This is a genomic window from Marinobacterium nitratireducens (assembly GCF_014645375.1).
Taxonomy (GTDB): Bacteria; Pseudomonadota; Gammaproteobacteria; order Pseudomonadales; family Balneatricaceae; genus Marinobacterium_A; species Marinobacterium_A nitratireducens.
In genome coordinates, this window is the sequence record NZ_BMLT01000020.1 from 39,407 (window position 1) to 53,379 (window position 13,973).

Sequence of the window (13,973 nt, forward strand, 5' to 3'; positions counted from 1 at the left end):
GGACTCAGCGGCAGTCGATCACCAGCTTGCCCAGGTGGTCGCCTGAAAAAAGCCGCGGCAGTGCCGCCTGGGCGTTTTCCAGTCCCTGCACCAGGGTATTGCGATACCTGAGCGCCCCCGACAGCAACCAGGACTCGAGCTGCGGCATGAACTCACCGGTCCGGTCCAGGTAGTCAAGAATCAGGAACCCCTCCATGCGCAACCGTTTGCTGGCCAGCATGAAGGTGTTCCTGACGCCGTAAAGCTTCTCCCGATCACCATGTGACTGGTACTGCGAAATGCTGCCCGAGATAACGATACGTCCGCGCAGCGCCATGTTCTCGAGAGCAGCATCGAGCATCGGTCCTCCGACGTTATCGAAGTACAGGTCGATCCCGTCCGGAAATGCCCGGGCCATGGCTGCGGACAGATCATCGGTGGCCTTGTAGTCGATGCAGCCGTCGATGCCGAGTTCCTGCTGCAGCATGGCGCACTTTTTCTCGCCGCCGGCCACACCGACGACCCGCGCACCGCAGGCTTTGGCGATCTGGCAGGCCTGCAGACCGGTCGCCCCGGCCGCACCGGACACCAGTACCGCATCCCCTTCCCCGACCTCGCCGACCAGCCGCATCCCGACGTAAGCGCTCCAACCGGTCGGCCCCAGGGCCGATACGTAGGCCTCCAGCGGGATGTCCGGGTGTGGGTGGAAGGAAACCGCCCCCTCCACCGGCGTCAAGGCCTCTCCCCTCACCACCGCGTACTGCTGCCAGCCAAGCAGGGCAAACACCAGGTCGCCGACCTTGTGGCCGGGGTGGCGCGACTGCTCCACGCGACCGAGCACCAGCCCCCGCATCACATCGCCGATCTCGAGTTGCGGCAGGTAATCGGGCTCCTCGCTGAGCCACAGCAGGTTGGACGGATCCAGCGTCAGCATCAGCGTCCGGATCAGCACGTCACCCGGCTGCAGATCCGGAACGGAACGCTCGACCCACTCGAGTTCGGTGCCCTCGAGCCTGCCCTGCGCAAAATGGTTGATGATCCAGGCATGTTGTTGCATCGTCTTTCTGTCTCCAGTGGGAGGAACAAGCGGTTGTCGGGACCCAACAGCGAATCGAACGACAGGCAGGGGACTCCCCGGCCCGGTTCGGGCGCGCACCAGGCAACAGGAAATGCGCCGGCGCCGGACAGGCTCCGTGAAGCATACTCGCTGCGTCAGTGCACAAAGGTAACCCGAGCGCCGTCTCCGGGGGCTATCCAAAAGGATGGATCCTGCTTTCAGGCTGCAGCGAATAGCCCAACGGCCTTCGAGGCCACCGAACACGGACGCCACCATGATCCAGGACCCTTTTTTCTATCTCGTCTCGATACCCGCGGTACTGATTGTCGGCATCTCCAAAGGGGGCCTCGGCGGCGGACTCGGTCTGATCGCGGTGCCGCTGATGGCGCTGGCCGTGCCGCCGACCACCGCCGCAGCGATCATGCTGCCGATCCTGTGCCTGATGGACCTGGTGGGACTTTGGAAATATCGCGGTCTGGGCGACAAAAGCAGCCTCGGGGTGCTGCTGCCCGCGGCAGTGGTCGGTATCATTCTCGGCGCGCTGACGTTCCGCTATCTCAGCGACGACCATATCCGCCTTATCGTCGGTACCATCGCCATCCTCTTCACGCTCAACTATTACCTGCGCAGCCGCGGTCGCGGGGCCCGGGCTCCCAGCAGAATTCGCGGCAGCCTCTGGGGTTCGCTGGCCGGTTTCACCAGCTTCAGCGTGCACGCCGGCGGTGCGCCACTGAACATCTACCTGCTACCCCTGCGGCTGGAAAAGGCGGACTATATCGCCACCACCATCGTCTTCTTCGCTGCCGTCAATTACATCAAGCTGGTGCCCTATACCCTGCTCGGACAATTCAACAGCGATCTGTTGCTGACCTCCGCCGTGCTGGCGATATTCGCACCGGTGGGTGTGCTCAGCGGCGCCTGGCTGCAGCACCGCATCAATCAGCAGCTGTTTTATCACCTCTGTTACGGCTTTCTGCTGCTGGCCGGCATCAAGCTTTACTACGACGCCCTCGGCTAAGGAGCCTATGAAGAAGTCCCAATCAGACTCCGGGACCGGTTCACAGGCTCCCCAACCGTTTGGGCCCCGGTCTCCGCTGCGGCTATAATCGGGCGCTTTGACAGCAGGGCGCCCCGATGCAAGCGATAGAACTCGAGCCGATCGGCCTGATCCACAGCGGCTACAAGGAAAAATTCGGCATCCCGCGCCAGCCGGGGCTGGTGCATTCGGTACGCTCGACGCTGGAGTTGCTGCCGCCCTACGGCAGCCGCGAGGCGGTCAGCGGCCTGGAAATGGCCAGTCATATCTGGTTGCTGTTCCTGTTCAGCGAGTGCGTCGGCAAAGGCTGGAAACCGCGGGTGCGACCGCCGCGCCTCGGGGGCAACCAGCGCCTCGGCGTTTTCGCCACCCGCTCGCCGTTTCGCCCCAACCCCATTGGCCTGTCGCCGGTGCGGCTCGATGCCATTCGCTTCGATGGTGACCGGGTGCTGCTGGACATCAGCGGCGCCGATCTGCTGGACCAGACCCCGGTACTGGACATCAAGCCCTACCTGCCCTACTCCGACCGTATCGACGACGCCACCTTTGCACTGGCCGAGCAGATCGAACTGCTGGACCTGCCGGTGATTTTCGCGCCCGCGGCCGAGCGGCGCTGCGACGACTACGGACACCGTCTCGGCGAACCGCTGCGCCGCCAGATCGAGGAACTGCTGCGCTGCGACCCGCGACCGGCCTACCAGAAGCAGCAGCACGACCGGGAATACGGCATCCGTCTGCACGATCTCAATATCCGCTGGCGCATCGACGCCGAGCGCATCGAGGTACTTTCGATCACGCCGGCGGAAGACTGAGGCAACCGCTATTATCGGCACGTTTCGCTGCGCTCAAGGTGCCCTACGGCTGCCACACGCATGGGATTTTGCGGTACCCTAGCCGCTTTCATCTTCGCCACAGGGAGCCTTGCAAGCCATGCCTCAGTTGACAGCCGAACAGATTGCGTACGATCAGCAGCATATCTGGCACCCCTATTCGTCGATGATCAACCCGCCGCCGGCCTATCCGGTGGTGGCGGCCAGCGGCGTGCGGCTGCAACTGGACGACGGGCGCGAGCTGATCGACGGCATGGCATCCTGGTGGTCGGTGATCCACGGCTACAACCACCCCGAACTCAACGCCGCCGCCCACGCCCAGATCGACCGCATGGCCCACGTGATGTTCGGCGGCATTACCCATGCCCCCGCGATCGAGCTGGCACAACGGCTGGTCGAGATGACCCCTGACGGCCTCGACCGGGTGTTCATCGCCGATTCCGGCTCGGTGTCGGTCGAGGTGGCCATCAAGATGGCGATCCAGTACTGGCACGCCCGCGGCCAGACACGCAAGCACCGTCTGCTCACCATTCGCGGCGGCTACCACGGCGACACCTTCGGCGCCATGGCGGTCTGCGACCCGGTCACCGGGATGCACGAAATCTTCAGCGGGGTATTGCCGGAGCAGTTATTCGCGCCGCGCCCCGAAACCGCCTTCGACGGCGACTGGAACGACCGGGATATCGAAGGTCTGGAGCAGCTGCTGGCCGACCACCACCAGGAAGTCGCCGCGCTGATCCTCGAGCCGATCGTGCAGGGCGCCGGCGGCATGCGCTTTTACCATCCCGAATACCTGCGTCGCGCCCGGGAGCTGTGCAACCGCTACCATGTGCTGCTGATCGCCGACGAGATCGCCACCGGCTTCGGCCGTACCGGCAAGCTGTTCGCCTGCGAGCATGCCGGCATCACCCCCGATATCCTCTGCGTCGGCAAGGCGCTGACCGGCGGCTACATGACCCTTGCCGCGACCCTGACCCGTGCCGAGATCGGCGAAACCATCTCCGCCGGTGGCGCGGGATGCTTCATGCACGGCCCGACCTTCATGGCCAACCCGCTGGCCTGCTCGGTAGCGGCCACCAGCCTGCGTCTGCTGCAGGAGCAGGACTGGGCCGGCAACGTCGCACGGCTGGAGCAGGGGCTGAAACGCGGCCTGGCGCCGGCTGCAGCACTCGACAGCGTCGCCCAGGTGCGGGTACTCGGCGCCATCGGCGTGGTGGAGATGAAAGAGCCGGTCAGCACCGTCGGGATCCAGAAGGCATTCGTTGCCGAAGGCCTGTGGATAAGGCCCTTCGGCAAGCTGGTTTACGTGATGCCGCCGTACGTGATGAGCGATGAGGATCTGGCAACGCTTACCGGCGGTATGGTCAGGGTACTTGCGCACCATCGTTGACAGGTCAACTGTAGGAGCCCACTCCGTGGGCGAAGCTTTTCAAGCGGCGTCATGATTCGCTCGCAGAGCGAGCTCCTACAACAGAACAGCGCACGCCGATCGCCGTTCAACTGCGGTACAGGCACCGGGCTTTAGCATGGCGACACACTGAACGGAAAACCGTTTACTCAGGAAAGAGCCATGAACAAATCCATGCTGGTCGGCGCCCTTTTCGGCGTCGGCATCGCTACCGCCGGCGCGGGCGTCGCCGGCTACCAGATGATGAACGCTGCCCCGACCGAAGCCGAGGTGCTCAAGGTCAGCGAAGCCTACAAGACGACCCAGGTTCCGCGCGAAGTCTGCGAAGACCGCGTGGTAACGCACCAGAAGCCGGTGCAGGACCAGAACCGGATTGCCGGGTCGGCACTCGGCGCCGTCGTCGGCGGTCTGCTCGGCAATCAGGTCGGTGGCGGCAGCGGCAAGAAGCTGGCCACCATCGCCGGCGCCGCGGCCGGCGGCTACGCCGGCAACCAGGTACAGAAATCGATGCAGGAAAAGGACACCTACACCACCACCGAGCGCCAGTGCCATACCGTCACCGATACCCGCAAGGACCTGGTCGGTTACGATGTCCGCTACCGTCTCGGCGAACAGGTCGCCACGGTGCGGATGGAGCGCAAGCCCGGCGCGACTCTGCCGGTGCGCGACGGCCAGGTCGTTATCGACTGATATTGTCCAGGGCCTCACCTAGCAGGCTGCTGAAAATCTATCTGCGTTGCCGAATGCTTCGTTAAAAACAGGCTCAAAATGCTCATTTAGTGCACTAAACTGCGCTTTTTCGCCTGTTTTTGCCTTGCCTAGGCGGCCTCGAAAACGATTTTCAATACCCTGCTTGGGGGCCCTTTACCCTTTCGCCAAGCGCGACGGGGCATTATCCTTTGTGACTTCGTTTCAGCCGTTTTCAGGAGTCGCAATGCCAAGACGCAAGCTTGAGATGCCTGCGCATTTCACCTTCACCACCGAGTTGCCGGTACGGATCAGCGATATCAACTACGGCGGCCACCTCAGCAACGATGCGATGCTGTCGCTGATTCACGAAGCCCGGGTACGTTTTCTGAATCAGTACCACTACAGCGAACTCGATATCGAGGGCATAGGCCTGGTGATGACCGACTCGACCATTATCTACAAGGCGGAAGGCTTTCACGGTGATGTGCTGCAGGTCGATGTTACCGTCAGCGACCTGGAGAAGTACGGCTTCGACTTCTACTACCTGCTGAGCAACAAGAAGAGCGCGGTGGAAGTCGCCCACGCCCGCACCGGCATGGTGTTCTTCGACTACAGCCGGCGCAAGGTGCAGGAGATCCCGCAGGGATTTCGCGATCGCATGGTCAAGACGGCCTAGCCGCCGTCGAAACCGCCGTACTGCTCGTAGTGCTGGGCCGCCAGGTTCTCGAAACGGGTGTACTGGCCGATAAAGGCCAGCCGCACGGTACCGATAGGACCGTTACGCTGCTTGCCGATGATGATCTCGGCGATGCCCTTGGTCTCGCTGTCCTCGTTGTAGACCTCGTCCCGGTAGATGAACATGATGACGTCGGCGTCCTGCTCGATGGCGCCGGATTCACGCAGGTCCGAGTTCACCGGGCGCTTGTTGGGGCGCTGCTCGAGGCTTCGGTTGAGCTGCGACAGCGCCACCACCGGGCACTCCATCTCCTTGGCCAGCGCCTTGAGCGAGCGTGAGATCTCCGAGATCTCGTGGGTGCGGCTCTCCATCTTGGTGCCCTTGACCTGCATCAGCTGCAGATAGTCCACCATGATCAGGCCGAGATCGCCATGCTCGCGCTTGATGCGCCGCGCCCGGGCACGCATTTCGTTGGGGCTGATGCCCGAGGTGTCGTCGATGTAGAGCGGCTTGTCGCGCAGCATGTTGACCGCCGTGGTCAGGCGGGGCCAGTCCTCCTCCTCCAGCTGACCGGTACGCACCTTGGTCTGGTTGATGCGCCCGAGGGACGACAGCATACGGGTGACCAGCTGCTCGGCGGGCATCTCGAGGCTGAATACCAGACAGGGGCGCCCGGTTCCCATCAGCGCGTTCTCCACCAGGTTCATGGCGAAGGTGGTCTTGCCCATCGACGGACGCGCGGCAACGATGATCAGGTCCGAAGGCTGCAGGCCCGCGGTGCTTTCGTCGAGATCGTCGAAACCGGTGGTGGTGCCCGTCATCGCGTCCGAGTTGTTGAACAGGAAGTCGATCTTCTCGACCGCCTTCTTCAGCAGCGGGTTGACCGCCTCGGGGCCGCCCTCGTTGGGCCGGCTCTCGGCGATCTGGAAGATCTTGCGCTCGGCGTCGTTGAGCAGGTCCTCGGGCGATACGCCTTCGGGGTTGAAGGCGCTGTCGGAAATCTCCTGGGCCACCGAGATCATCTGGCGCAGCAGCGCCCGGTCGCGCACGATTTCCGAATAGGCGCGAATGTTGGATGCGCTGGGCGTATTGCGCGCCAGCGCCACCAGGTAATCCAGCCCCCCGGCCGATTCCAGCTCGCCGGTCCGGTCCAGCTCCTCGGATACGGTCACCACGTCGAGCGGCTGAGCGGCGTTGACGAGCTTCTCCATGGTCCGGTAGATCAGCCGGTGGTCGCGGCGATAGAACAGGTCCTCGGTCACCACCTCGGACACCGTGTCCCAGGCGCCGTTGTCCAGCATCAGGCCGCCGAGCACGGACTGTTCGGCTTCGATCGAGTGCGGTGGCAGCTTGATGCTCGCCACGTCGTCGTCATGCAGTTCAGCGATATCCATGGAAAAACCAGTTAAGAGTTAACAGATTACAGTTAACAGGGTTGGCGCTTGTCATTGCAGGGTGCCGGTAAGCGAAGCGCACCGCACCAAAGTTACGGGTTACGGGTGACGCGTAACCTGTCACACGTAACGCATCACCCGTCACAAAAACAAAAGGCACCGCGCAGTATTCTACGCGGTGCCTTTTTTCACGACAATTGCCAGGGAGCCCCGAGGGGCTCCGGCAAGCTTACTCGCCTACGACGTTAAGCTTGATGGTCGCGGAAACTTCCGGGTGCAGCTGAACGCTGATTTCGAACTCGCCAGTGGTGCGGATAGCACCTTCCGGCAGACGAACTTCGCTCTTGGCCACTTCGATACCGGCACCGCTGATAGCGTCAGCGATGTCCTTGGTGCCGATGGAACCGAACAGCTTGCCTTCGTCACCGGCTTTGGCAACGACGGACAGTTCCAGTTCGTTCAGCTTGTCGGCGCGAACCTGAGCATCGGACAGCTTGGAAGCAGCAGCCTGTTCCAGTTCGGCGCGACGCTCTTCGAACTTCGCAATGTTGTCAGCGGTAGCGGATACAGCCTTGCCCTGCGGAACCAGGTAGTTGCGGCCGAAACCTGCCTTGACCTTGACCTTGTCGCCCAGGCCGCCCAGCTTGCCTACTTTCTCGAGCAGAATAACTTCCATCTCGTAAACCTCTTTCGTTCTGCAACGCGCGTTGCAGTCCTAAGTCTTGGCCGGTATGCGGCGGCGTATATCGACGAGGCTGTCGATAACGGCCAGCAGTACCAGCAGCGTAATCACGTAAGGGCCCAGTATCACGACCGCCATGTAGAACATGAACAGCCAGGTACCGCCCAATTCCCGTTTGGCCACACTGCCGTGGACCAGTGCCAGACCGGCGAACGCCAGCGGCAACAGCAGCAGAGGCAACCAGCGCACCGGATCGAGACCAAACTGCGGTCCCAGCGCCAGCACCGCCATGATCGGCAGCGCCAGCCCCGGCGAAAGTCTCAGCTGATGAAACTCCTGACGGAAACCGCCAGGGTTGTACAGCGTCGACTGCCACCAGCGGGCCAGAACCAGACTGGCCAGCATCATTGCCGCATGAGCGGCGCCGAGGCCGCCGGCATACAGCTGAAACCACCAGTCGGCATCCAGTGCCACGCCCCCTATGGTCGATGGCGTGTCCGCTGTCATCTCCTGGGTGACCTGAACCAGTTCGTTCAAGAGGTCACCGAGCATCTGCTCCAGAGCGATGCCGGCGACCACACCCACCGGCAGCAGCACGGCAAGGGTCTGCGGCCAGGAGACGGTTTGCCTCAGGATCACCGCCAGCACATAGGTGCCCACGATGATCAGCAACGGGGTCGGATCCCCGTTCAGTGCCCAGGCTCCCGACGGGAGCAGACTCCAGAAAAGGAGCCCCGCGCCCGCTGTCGGGCCGCGCCGGAGTGTCACCAGTCCAACGGCTGCCGCGCTCAGCCAATACAGCAGCGGCAGCATGGCGGCGATGGTCGCCACCACAATCGCCTGCGTGCGGCCGCGCATGATCAGCTCAGCCAGCTTACGCATGACGTTTACACCAACGGCTTACTGGTGGCTGTCGGTGTACGGCAGCAGTGCGACGAAACGTGCACGCTTGATCGCGGTCGCCAGCTGGCGCTGGTAGCGCGCCTTGGTGCCGGTGATGCGGCTCGGTACGATTTTACCGGTTTCGGTGATGTAGCTTTTCAGGGTGTCCAGATCCTTGTAATCGATCTCTTTGACACCTTCAGCCGTGAAACGGCAGAACTTGCGGCGGCGGAAAAAACGAGCCATGTTGATCTCTCCTCAAACAAATATCAGCTGGGGGTTACTCGGCGGTAGCTTCTTCTTGATTAGCTTCGGCCGGCTTCTCGTCCTGCTTGTCAGACTTCGGCTCTTCGCGACGCGGCTTGCGCTCTTCGCGGGCTTCAGAAGCCTTGATCGGAGAGACATCAGTGATCGCTTCTTTGCGACGGATAACCATGTTACGCAGAACGGCGTCGTTGTAGCGGAACATGTTTTCCAGCTCGTCCAGGGTTTCCTGGGCGCACTCGACGTTCATCAGAACGTAGTGTGCTTTGTGAGCGTTGTTGATCGGGTAAGCCAGCTGGCGGCGACCCCAGTCTTCCATGCGGTGGATAGTACCGTTAGCACCTTCGATCAGACCGGTGTAACGCTCAACCATCGCGGGAACCTGCTCGCTCTGGTTCGGGTGAACCAGAAAGACGATTTCGTAATGACGCATTGTAGCTCCTTTCGGTTTTGCAGCCTTCGATCGCCCGGTTCATGCCGATGCGACGAAAGCAAGGAGGTTAAAATGTACATATGCCCTATGTACAAAAGGACGCGGCATTCTACGCTTATCGAAGCGCAGCTGCAATAGAGAGGATAGCACTCGTGGTGAGTGGGCTGTAGGAGCCCGGTCTCCGGGCGAACACCTCATACCAAAGATATTCGCCCACGGAGTGGGCTCCTGCACCAGACAGTATCGCCGCGCCCCGCGACGAACATTCCCCGTAGGAGTCGCGCCCCGCGACGAAGCTTTTTACCGCAGGCGGATGGATATTCGCGGCGGGGAAGTGCTCGTAAGTTTGGGTACGCCGCTCCCACATATCAGGCGTCGGCTTCGACGATCTCGTAGCTGTGGCTCATCTCGACGCCGCCCTTCTCCAGCATCAGCGACACCGAGCAGTACTGTTCGGCGGACAGCTGCACCGCGCGGCGTACGTGGGCTTCCTTGAGCTTGCGGCCGGTGACGATGAACTTGACGTGGATGGCGGTGAACACCGCCGGCACGGCATCGGCGCGCTCACCGGATACCTCGACCACGCAGCTGACGACGTCCTGGCGGCTCTTGCGCAGGATCGCCATCACGTCGACGCTGCTGCAACTGCCGAGGCTCGCCAGCAGCAGTTCCATCGGACGGCCGCCTTCCTTGAGGTCGCGGTCGATCATGACGTCGAAACCGGAACCGGTGGTGGCCTTGTAACGGTCGTCCCCAACCCACTCTACGGTGGCGTGCATTGTCATCTTGAGCTTGTTCCTTGATCAGTCGAAAAGTTCGGCGAGTTTCCGGCCCGGGTCGTCGGCGCGCATGAACGCCTCGCCCACCAGGAAGGCATTGACGTCTCGGTCGCGCATGGCGGCAACGTCATCGCGGCTCAGGATGCCGCTTTCGGTTACGACGATGCGGTCATCCGGAATCTGGTCGAGCAGGCGATAGGTGTTGTCCAGCGACACCTCGAAGGTATGCAGGTCGCGGTTGTTGATGCCGACCAGTCGGTTACCGAAGCCCAGGGAACGATGCAGTTCCGCTTCGTTGTGCACCTCGATCAGCACGTCCATGCCCAGCTCCAGCGCCAGTGCATTGAGCTCCGCCATCCGGGCATCGTCGAGCGCCGCGACGATCAGCAGAATACAGTCGGCGCCCAGCGCACGGGCTTCGTATATCTGGTAGGGGTCGACGATGAAATCCTTGCGGATCACCGGCAGCGAGCAGGCGGCGCGGGCCTCCTGCAGATAGGCGTCGCCCCCCTGAAAGAAGTCCACATCGGTAAGCACCGACAGGCAGCTGGCGCCGCCGCGCTCATAGGAACGGGCGATGTCGGCCGGCTCGAAGGGGTCGCGCAACAGACCCTTGGACGGGCTGGCCTTCTTCACCTCGGCGATCACCGCGGCGCGGCCTTCTGCTATGGTGCGGGCCAGGCTGTCGGCAAAACCGCGTGGGTCGGTGTCGCTGCCCGCCTGTGCGGCGATACGCGCTTCGAGGTCCGCGACCGTCACCTGCGCACAACGCTCGGCGACCTCCTCGGCCTTGCGTGCAAGGATCTTCTTCAGAACCGTGGGGGTATCGCTCATGCCTGCTCCTTCGCTACCTGCTGGCTGAAGGCCGCCAGCTCTTTCATCTTGGCCAGCGCCTGGCCGTTCTCGAGTTGCTTGCGCGCCAGGGCGACGCCGTCAGCCAGCGTCGATGCCAGACCGGCAACGTAGATCGCGGCCCCGGCGTTGAGCGAGATCATCGATCGGGCCTTGCCGGCGACGCTGCTGTCTTCATTGTTGAAAGCAGCCATGATCAGGCGCAGCGACTCCTCCGCGCTCGAGACCTCGAGTCCGATCAGGCTCTGGCTCTCGATGCCGACGTCTTCCGGCGTCAGCGTGTATTCCTGGATATCGCCATTCCACAGCTCGGCGATCTTGGTCTGGGTCGCAAGGCTGATCTCGTCAAGGCCGTCATTGGCGTGCACCACCAGTACATGCTCGGCGCCGAGCTCGCGCAAAACTTCGGCCATAGGACGGCACAGGGCCTCGCTGAACACGCCGATCACCAGACGCTGCGCGCCGGCCGGATTGGTCATCGGCCCCAGAATATTGAACAGGGTGCGCATGCCCAGTTCACGACGCGGGCCGATGGCATGTTTCATGGCGCTGTGATGACCCGGCGCGAACATGAAGCCGACGCCGGTGTTCTCGACGCAGCGAGCCACCTGCTGACCGGACAGCGAAAGATCGACGCCACAGGCCTCGAGCAGGTCGGCGCTGCCGCTGGAAGACGAAACCGCGCGGTTGCCATGCTTGGCAACCTTGGCGCCCGCCGCCGCGGCCACGAAGGCGCTGGCGCTTGAAACGTTGAACAGGTTGGCGCCGTCACCGCCGGTGCCGACGATATCCACCAGCGGACCTGCGTTGATCACAACCGGCGTCGCCAGTTCACGCATGACCTCGGCCGCGCCGGTGATCTCTTCGATCGACTCGCTTTTCATCCTGAGCGCCACCAGGAAGCCCGCGATCTGGGCATCGGTGCACTGGCCGGTCATCACCTGACGCATGATATCGGTCATTTCCGCGCGGCTCAGGTCCAGGTGATCCACCACCTTGCTGATCGCCTGTTGAATATTCATAGTCGCTCTCCTTAGGCCGCCTCGGCGCGGCGTTTGAGAAAGTTGGCCAGCAGTTCGTGACCCTGCTCGGTGAGAATGGACTCCGGGTGGAACTGCACGCCCTCGATATCCAGCGTTTTATGACGCACACCCATGATCTCGTCGAGGCTGCCGTCATCGTTCTGGGTCCAGGCGGTGACCTCGAGGCAGTCCGGCAGACTGGCCTGCTCGATCACCAGCGAATGGTAACGGGTCACCTCAACCGGATTGGGCAGGCCTTCGAACACGCCGACACCCTTGTGATAGACCTTGGACGTCTTGCCGTGCATCACCTGTTTGGCGCGCACGATGCGGCCGCCGAACGCCTGGCCGATGCTCTGATGACCCAGACAGATACCGAATATCGGCAGCTTGCCGGCGAAGTGTTCGATCGCCGGCACCGAAATACCGGCCTCGTTCGGAGTACAGGGGCCCGGCGATATCACCAGCTGCTCGGGCGCCAGGGCCTCGATCTGCTCGATGCTGATCTCATCGTTGCGGTATACCTGCACGTCGGCGCCGAGTTCGCCCAGATATTGCACGACGTTGTAGGTAAAGCTGTCGTAGTTGTCGACCATCAGCAGCATATTGCGCCCAACCCCTTTAAAATCTGTCGTTACATGAGGGTGCCTGCGAAAAACACCCGGGTGCCCCTGCCCCGCCGTGGCTGACGGCATTTCTGAACAGACTCGAAATAATACACGAGTTGGCCGGCAAATCCTCATCGGAAACAGGCTGTTGCAGCAAGACACCGATTCCCGCACCATCGACGCAAACCCGGCAGCGAAGAGAGACGTGAAGGATGAAGATCTTTACCTGCGACAGCTGCGGCCAGACGCTCTATTTCGACAACGTCCAGTGCACCCGCTGCGGGCACCGGCTGGGGTTTCTGCCGGACCGGCTCGACCTGGCAGCTCTCGACCCGGCCGGCAACGACGAGTGGTACACCAGTGACGGGGCGGAGCACCGCTACCGCCAGTGCGCCAACTACGCCGAGTCCGGCGCCTGCAACTGGATGCTGCCGGCCGCCGACCCTGAGGCGTTCTGTATCGCCTGCCGGCTCAACCACACCATTCCCGACCTCCGCACCCCGGGCAACCGACAGCTATGGCAACGGCTGGAAGCGGAAAAGCGGCGACTGATCTACAGCCTGCTGCGACTCGGGCTGCCGCTGCTCAGCAAGCAGCAGGATGCAGAAGGCGGTCTCGCCTTCGATTTTCTGGCCGACGACCCCGCCGGCGCCTTCAACGAGACAGGACGCGTACTCACCGGCCACGAAGCGGGCCTCATCACGCTTAACATCGCCGAGGCGGATGATGCCGTACGCGAACAGTTGCGACAGCAGATGGCCGAGCCCTACCGCACCCTGCTCGGGCACTTTCGCCACGAGTCCGGCCACTATTACTGGGACCGGCTGGTGCGGGACGGCCAATGGCTCGGGGAGTTCCGAGCCCTGTTCGGCGACGAGTCTCTGGACTACGGCCAGGCAATGCAGCGCCACTACCGCCAGGGCCCGCCCGCCGGCTGGCAGACCCGCTTCGTCAGCGCCTACGCCAGCAGCCATCCCTGGGAGGACTGGGCCGAGACCTGGGCCCACTACCTGCACATCGCCGACACCCTGGAAACCGCCCGCGCCTTCGGGCTGAGGGTCAGTCCCCGTGCGGAGGGCAGCGAGGATAACAGCGCGGGCGTGCACTTCGACCCTTACGACTGCGAAGACTTCGCGCTGCTGATCGAACAGTGGTTGCCCATCACCTACGCGCTGAACAGCCTGAACCAGAGCATGGGCCAGGCGGACATTTACCCCTTTATTCTGGCGCCGAAGGCGATCGAGAAGCTGTCCTTCGTGCATCGGGTAGTGCGGGCAAACGGTGACGGGTGACCCATCCGGTCCGTGCATTTGATATACGATGTGCCGACTCGTAGGTTGGGTCTAGGTCCGAAGGACCGTAACCCAACACGGGCCTATCC

General features: G+C 62.6%; 16 protein-coding genes. 6 read left to right on the forward strand and 10 right to left on the reverse strand.

What is annotated here, in order from left to right; genetic code table 11:
• Window positions 1–4: 4 nt before the first annotated feature.
• Window positions 5–1,036, reverse strand: a complete 1,032-nt coding sequence (locus tag IEX85_RS22795) for an NADP-dependent oxidoreductase (RefSeq protein WP_188862946.1) — start codon at window positions 1,034–1,036, stop codon at window positions 5–7.
• Between the two features lie 274 nt (window positions 1,037–1,310).
• On the opposite strand from IEX85_RS22795, the gene IEX85_RS22800 reads away from it, so the two are divergent.
• From IEX85_RS22800 to IEX85_RS22820, 5 genes are all read left to right on the forward strand, one after another.
• A complete protein-coding gene (locus IEX85_RS22800; RefSeq protein WP_188862947.1) occupies window positions 1,311–2,054 on the forward strand; it encodes a sulfite exporter TauE/SafE family protein in 744 nt (247 codons plus the stop codon).
• Between the two features lie 116 nt (window positions 2,055–2,170).
• A complete protein-coding gene (tsaA, locus tag IEX85_RS22805) occupies window positions 2,171–2,884 on the forward strand; it encodes a tRNA (N6-threonylcarbamoyladenosine(37)-N6)-methyltransferase TrmO (protein ID WP_188862948.1) in 714 nt (237 codons plus the stop codon).
• Window positions 2,885–3,002: 118 nt separating this feature from the next.
• Window positions 3,003–4,292 carry an adenosylmethionine--8-amino-7-oxononanoate transaminase gene (bioA, locus tag IEX85_RS22810; RefSeq protein ID WP_188862949.1) on the forward strand — a complete coding sequence of 430 codons (1,290 nt, stop codon included), beginning with the start codon at window positions 3,003–3,005 and terminating at the stop codon, window positions 4,290–4,292.
• A 180-nt stretch (window positions 4,293–4,472) separates the two neighbouring features.
• Window positions 4,473–5,000, forward strand: a complete 528-nt coding sequence (locus tag IEX85_RS22815) for a glycine zipper 2TM domain-containing protein (protein WP_188862950.1) — start codon at window positions 4,473–4,475, stop codon at window positions 4,998–5,000.
• A 244-nt stretch (window positions 5,001–5,244) separates the two neighbouring features.
• Window positions 5,245–5,676: an acyl-CoA thioesterase gene (locus IEX85_RS22820; protein ID WP_188862951.1), complete on the forward strand. Its 432-nt coding sequence runs from the start codon at window positions 5,245–5,247 to the stop codon at window positions 5,674–5,676.
• On the opposite strand, the gene dnaB is transcribed toward IEX85_RS22820, so the two are convergent.
• The 9 genes from dnaB to IEX85_RS22865 all read right to left on the reverse strand — a co-directional run bounded on the left by dnaB (window position 5,673) and on the right by IEX85_RS22865 (window position 12,589).
• Window positions 5,673–7,070 (reverse strand): replicative DNA helicase, encoded by a 1,398-nt coding sequence (gene dnaB / locus IEX85_RS22825; protein ID WP_188862952.1) that lies wholly within the window; start codon window positions 7,068–7,070, stop codon window positions 5,673–5,675. The genes IEX85_RS22820 and dnaB overlap by 4 nt on opposite strands.
• Window positions 7,071–7,299: 229 nt before the next feature.
• Complete coding sequence (gene rplI / locus IEX85_RS22830; protein ID WP_188862953.1) at window positions 7,300–7,746, reverse strand: 50S ribosomal protein L9; 447 nt, start codon at window positions 7,744–7,746, stop codon at window positions 7,300–7,302.
• Between the two features lie 39 nt (window positions 7,747–7,785).
• Entirely contained in the window at window positions 7,786–8,634 is an 849-nt protein-coding gene (locus IEX85_RS22835) for a hypothetical protein (RefSeq protein WP_188862954.1), read from the reverse strand.
• 18 nt (window positions 8,635–8,652) lie between these two features.
• Window positions 8,653–8,880, reverse strand: coding sequence for a 30S ribosomal protein S18 (gene rpsR / locus IEX85_RS22840; protein WP_188862955.1), 228 nt, complete (start codon window positions 8,878–8,880; stop codon window positions 8,653–8,655).
• A gap of 34 nt (window positions 8,881–8,914) precedes the next feature.
• Entirely contained in the window at window positions 8,915–9,331 is a 417-nt protein-coding gene (gene rpsF, locus IEX85_RS22845; RefSeq protein WP_188862956.1) for a 30S ribosomal protein S6, read from the reverse strand.
• A 368-nt stretch (window positions 9,332–9,699) separates the two neighbouring features.
• Complete coding sequence (locus tag IEX85_RS22850; RefSeq protein ID WP_373290945.1) at window positions 9,700–10,110, reverse strand: OsmC family protein; 411 nt, start codon at window positions 10,108–10,110, stop codon at window positions 9,700–9,702.
• 24 nt (window positions 10,111–10,134) lie between these two features.
• Window positions 10,135–10,944, reverse strand: a complete 810-nt coding sequence (gene trpC, locus IEX85_RS22855; protein ID WP_188862958.1) for an indole-3-glycerol phosphate synthase TrpC — start codon at window positions 10,942–10,944, stop codon at window positions 10,135–10,137.
• Window positions 10,941–11,984: an anthranilate phosphoribosyltransferase gene (gene trpD, locus IEX85_RS22860; RefSeq protein WP_188862959.1), complete on the reverse strand. Its 1,044-nt coding sequence runs from the start codon at window positions 11,982–11,984 to the stop codon at window positions 10,941–10,943. Before trpD ends, trpC begins: the two co-directional genes overlap by 4 nt.
• An 11-nt stretch (window positions 11,985–11,995) precedes the next feature.
• The gene (locus IEX85_RS22865) at window positions 11,996–12,589 is read right to left on the reverse strand and encodes an aminodeoxychorismate/anthranilate synthase component II (RefSeq protein ID WP_188862960.1); all 594 of its coding nucleotides are present in this window, start codon (window positions 12,587–12,589) and stop codon (window positions 11,996–11,998) included.
• 215 nt (window positions 12,590–12,804) lie between these two features.
• Here IEX85_RS22865 and IEX85_RS22870 point away from each other — a divergent pair, with 215 nt between their 5' ends.
• Entirely contained in the window at window positions 12,805–13,884 is a 1,080-nt protein-coding gene (locus IEX85_RS22870; RefSeq protein ID WP_188862961.1) for a zinc-binding metallopeptidase family protein, read from the forward strand.
• Window positions 13,885–13,973 lie beyond the last annotated feature (89 nt).

Bases quoted from the DNA above. Each gene is read 5' to 3' on its own strand.
- IEX85_RS22795 (WP_188862946.1), bottom strand. From the start codon at position 1,036: ATGCAACAACATGCCTGGATCATCAACCATTTTGCGCAGGGCAGGCTC.
- IEX85_RS22800 (WP_188862947.1), top strand. From the start codon at position 1,311: ATGATCCAGGACCCTTTTTTCTATCTCGTCTCGATACCCGCGGTACTG.
- tsaA (WP_188862948.1), top strand. From the start codon at position 2,171: ATGCAAGCGATAGAACTCGAGCCGATCGGCCTGATCCACAGCGGCTAC.
- bioA (WP_188862949.1), top strand. From the start codon at position 3,003: ATGCCTCAGTTGACAGCCGAACAGATTGCGTACGATCAGCAGCATATC.
- IEX85_RS22815 (WP_188862950.1), top strand. From the start codon at position 4,473: ATGAACAAATCCATGCTGGTCGGCGCCCTTTTCGGCGTCGGCATCGCT.
- IEX85_RS22820 (WP_188862951.1), top strand. From the start codon at position 5,245: ATGCCAAGACGCAAGCTTGAGATGCCTGCGCATTTCACCTTCACCACC.
- dnaB (WP_188862952.1), bottom strand. From the start codon at position 7,070: ATGGATATCGCTGAACTGCATGACGACGACGTGGCGAGCATCAAGCTG.
- rplI (WP_188862953.1), bottom strand. From the start codon at position 7,746: ATGGAAGTTATTCTGCTCGAGAAAGTAGGCAAGCTGGGCGGCCTGGGC.
- IEX85_RS22835 (WP_188862954.1), bottom strand. From the start codon at position 8,634: ATGCGTAAGCTGGCTGAGCTGATCATGCGCGGCCGCACGCAGGCGATT.
- rpsR (WP_188862955.1), bottom strand. From the start codon at position 8,880: ATGGCTCGTTTTTTCCGCCGCCGCAAGTTCTGCCGTTTCACGGCTGAA.
- rpsF (WP_188862956.1), bottom strand. From the start codon at position 9,331: ATGCGTCATTACGAAATCGTCTTTCTGGTTCACCCGAACCAGAGCGAG.
- IEX85_RS22850 (WP_373290945.1), bottom strand. From the start codon at position 10,110: ATGCACGCCACCGTAGAGTGGGTTGGGGACGACCGTTACAAGGCCACC.
- trpC (WP_188862958.1), bottom strand. From the start codon at position 10,944: ATGAGCGATACCCCCACGGTTCTGAAGAAGATCCTTGCACGCAAGGCC.
- trpD (WP_188862959.1), bottom strand. From the start codon at position 11,984: ATGAATATTCAACAGGCGATCAGCAAGGTGGTGGATCACCTGGACCTG.
- IEX85_RS22865 (WP_188862960.1), bottom strand. From the start codon at position 12,589: ATGCTGCTGATGGTCGACAACTACGACAGCTTTACCTACAACGTCGTG.
- IEX85_RS22870 (WP_188862961.1), top strand. From the start codon at position 12,805: ATGAAGATCTTTACCTGCGACAGCTGCGGCCAGACGCTCTATTTCGAC.